5 protein-coding genes are annotated in these 3,246 nt (G+C 67.9%); 3 read left to right on the top strand and 2 right to left on the bottom strand.

What is annotated here, in order from left to right; genetic code table 11:
• Positions 1-676 (top strand): aminoglycoside phosphotransferase family protein (locus RT567_RS15205; protein ID WP_313577082.1); only part of this gene is annotated, 676 nt, incomplete at its 5' end.
• A 38-nt stretch (positions 677-714) separates the two neighbouring features.
• Positions 715-1,440 (top strand): DNA polymerase III subunit epsilon, encoded by a 726-nt coding sequence (gene dnaQ / locus RT567_RS15210; RefSeq protein ID WP_313577083.1) that lies wholly within the window; start codon positions 715-717, stop codon positions 1,438-1,440.
• Here the strand turns inward: dnaQ and RT567_RS15215 are convergent.
• Positions 1,398-1,739, bottom strand: coding sequence for a putative quinol monooxygenase (locus RT567_RS15215; protein ID WP_313577084.1), 342 nt, complete (start codon positions 1,737-1,739; stop codon positions 1,398-1,400). The two genes, dnaQ and RT567_RS15215, sit on opposite strands and share 43 nt — an antisense overlap.
• Before the next feature lie 104 nt (positions 1,740-1,843).
• Positions 1,844-2,365, bottom strand: coding sequence for a protein-export chaperone SecB (secB, locus tag RT567_RS15220; RefSeq protein ID WP_313577085.1), 522 nt, complete (start codon positions 2,363-2,365; stop codon positions 1,844-1,846).
• Between the two features lie 253 nt (positions 2,366-2,618).
• Here secB and timA point away from each other — a divergent pair, with 253 nt between their 5' ends.
• Positions 2,619-3,236, top strand: coding sequence for a TIM44-related membrane protein TimA (timA, locus tag RT567_RS15225; protein WP_313577086.1), 618 nt, complete (start codon positions 2,619-2,621; stop codon positions 3,234-3,236).
• The last annotated feature ends 10 nt before the right edge of the window (positions 3,237-3,246 follow it).

Consider the following 3,246-nt stretch of genomic DNA (forward strand, 5'->3'; position numbering starts at 1 on the left):
GCCGGATGCGCTCCATGCCCTGGCCTGGCTGCGTTGGCGCGACGGATCGGGCGCGATCCGGTTGCTGGGCGCTCAAGGGCCCTGGCAATGGCTTGAAGACGCCGGCGACCACACCCTGGCCGCCGTGCTGGAGACGGAGGGCGACGAAGCCGCGACCCGCATCGCCGCCGACGTGCTGCGCGCGCTTCATGCGCCATCGGATCGCCCGGCCGAGGGCCTTCAGACGATGGAGGACCGCTTCGCCGCCTTGAGGCTTGAGGCGGCGAGACAGGGCGGCCTGTTCGCTGAGGCGGCCGCTATGGCGGCGAGCCTGATGGCCAAGGGGGCGCCGATCCGTCCGCTGCACGGCGATCTTCATCACGACAACGTCCTGCACGGTCCGCGCGGCTGGCTGGTGATCGATCCGCACGGCGTCCTGGGCGATCCGGCCTATGACGCGGCCAATCTGCTCTACAATCCGCTGGAGCGGCAGGATCTCAGGACCGACCCCGTACGGGCGCGACGCCTGGCCGAGACCCTGGGGCCGGCGGTGGGACGACCCGCGAAGGCGGTCATGGCCTGGGGCTTCTGCCACGCCTGCCTTTCCGCCGCTTGGCATCTGGAGGACGAGAACCACGAGGAGGCGGAGCGCAGCCTGGCGGTCGCGCGGGCGATCCGTCGCGCTCTGGAGGGCTGAACCCTTTCGTTGAAGGCCGAACCCGGGCATTAAGGGGCATGGCCCGCGAAATCGTTCTCGACACTGAAACCACCGGCTTCGATCCCAAGACGGGCGACCGGCTGATCGAAGTGGGCTGTATCGAGATCGAGGATCTGCTGCCGACGGGGCGGACCTTCCACCGCTTCATCAACCCCGAGCGGCTGATTCCGCCGGACGCCATCAAGGTGCACGGCATCACCGACGACAAGGTGAAGGACGCGCCCAAGTTTCATGAGGTCGTCGATGACCTGATGGAGTTTCTGGGCGATGCGCCGCTGATCGCGCACAACGCCAACTTCGACCGCAACTTCATCGATTTCGAGATCGGCCGTATCGGCCGCAAGCCGCCGCCGCAGGACCGCTGGATTGACACTCTGGCCCTGGCCCAGAAGCGGTTTCCGGGCATGGCCAACTCGCTGGACGCCCTGTGCAAGCGCTACAAGATCAGCCTGGTCGAGCGCACCCTGCACGGCGCCCTGATCGACGCCCGTCTGCTGGCCGAGGTCTATCTGGAGCTGCGCGGCGGCAAGGAACGCGCGCTGGACCTGACCTCGACGCGCGGCGGCGCGACCGAGACGGCCGAGCGCGTCGCCTACGGCGCTCGGCCGCGTCCCCTGCCCGCTCTTGTCACGGCCGAGGAAGACGCCGCCCACCTGGCCTTCCTCAAGGCGACGATCAAGGACTTCAGCCTGTGGGCGGGCTACGGCGTGGCGGTCGAGACCGAGGCCGAAGAAGCCGCCTGAACCGGCTTGTCCGCCGGGACGGGGCTCATCAGTATGTAGGTTCCGGGCTGGGCCTGGTGAGCGTCGATCTGGGGGACCAGACGCCGGAAATGCTCGCTGGCGCAGTGGGCGTCGAGCGCGGCCTGGTCGGGCCATTCCTCGATGAAGACGAAATGGCCGGGCTGCTTGCGATCCTCGAACAGGTCATAGGCTCGGCACAGCGTTTCCTGTCGCGTCAGCCGCACCAGTTCGGCGTAGAGCGGCCGCACCGTCTCCACATGCTCGGGCTTGATGAAGTCCTCGGCGATGACTTTGAGCACTACGCTGTCCTTGGAAATGAAAAGGGGCGCCCGACCGGACGCCCCTTCTACACATGGTCGCTCAGGCAGCGGGGCGCCGCGCGCCTCGCGTTAGCGACCCTTTATCAAGCCTGGCCGGTTTCGGCCGGGGCGCCCGCGATCTGCTGCTGGCGGGCGACGTAGATGGCGGCGAAGTCGATCGGATCGACCATGAAGGGCGGGTAGAAGCCGCCATCCATGGTGGCCTGGGCGATGACCTGACGCGCGAAGGGGAAGAGGTAGCGCGGGCACTCGATCAGCAGCAGGGGCTCGATGTCCTGCGGCTGGACGCCTTGCAGGGCGAACAGGCCGCCGTAGAGCAGTTCCACGTGAAACACCGGCGACTGATCGTCAGCCGTGGCCTTGATCGACAGCTTCAGATCGACTTCGAACAGACCGTCGGGACGGCCCTGAGCGTTCATCTCGACGCCCATGTCGATGGCGGGCTTGCCGTCGATGCGCAGGCTGTCCGGCGCCTTGGGGTTCTCGAACGACAGGTCGCGGACGTACTGGGCCAGGATGCGGAAGCCGGGGCCTTGCGGCTGGCCGCCCTGAGGCTGGGCTTGGTCGGGCGTCTGGCCGTTGGCGGGCGGCGTGGCGTCGGTCATGAGTCTGAAAACCGTCTTGCAAGAATGGAGTGTCCCGCTCCCCCTGGAGGCGGGTCTGAGGGGGCGGCGGTAGCATGGCGAGACCCTGTGTCGCAACGCCGAGACCCGCGTTCGCCTCTCGCTTCGCCTTGCGCCCGCCCGGATCGACCCCTAATCACGTTGTATGAGCCGCCCTTTCGCCTTTGGGGAGAATCCCGAGGCGCTTCCCTGCCGGGAAGATGAGGCCTGACCAGTCGAGGAACCCACCGTGCCGGTGACCTTTCAGATCGTGATCTTCGCCGTCATTGCGGCGGTGCTGTTGTTCCAACTCTATAATGTGCTGGGCAAGAAGGTCGGCCGTCAGCCCGAGGACAATCCCAAGCCCGTACCGGTTCCCGCAGTCCCTACCGGCGCGCCTGAAGCCGCGCGCGGACCCGTTGTCGACCCCGCGCTGACGGCCGCCATCGCAGGCTTGAAGGCGCGGGAGCCGAACTTCGACCCGCACCGCTTCCTGGAAGGCGCGCGCCAGGCCTATGAGACCATCGTTCGCGCCTACGCCAAGGGCGACCGCGAGGCGCTGCGCCCGCTGCTGACCGACAAGGTCATGGGCTCGTTCGAGGCCGGCATCACAGCGCGAGAAGCGCGCGGCGACGTTGAGAGCGCTGAACTGGTTCACGCCCCGCGCGCCGATCTGGAGCTGGCCACCACCGAGGGTGATCGCGCCCTGGCCAAGGTGCGTTTCCTGGCCGAAGTGCGCGGCTCGGTCACGCCGTCGGGCGGCGAGACCGTCACTGAAGAGCGCCGCACCGCCGAGATCTGGACCTTCGAGCGCCGCCTGGGCGCCTCGGACCCCAACTGGGCTCTGGCCCGCGTCGAGCCGGCGACCGCCTGATGATCGCACG

The organism is Brevundimonas sp. (genome assembly GCF_032107865.1).
Classification (GTDB): Bacteria; Pseudomonadota; Alphaproteobacteria; order Caulobacterales; family Caulobacteraceae; genus Brevundimonas.

What these genes read in the sequence shown, in the direction of transcription:
- dnaQ (WP_313577083.1), top strand. Translation starts at nt 715, where the DNA reads ATGGCCCGCGAAATCGTTCTCGACACTGAAACCACCGGCTTCGATCCC.
- secB (WP_313577085.1), bottom strand. Translation starts at nt 2,365, where the DNA reads ATGACCGACGCCACGCCGCCCGCCAACGGCCAGACGCCCGACCAAGCC.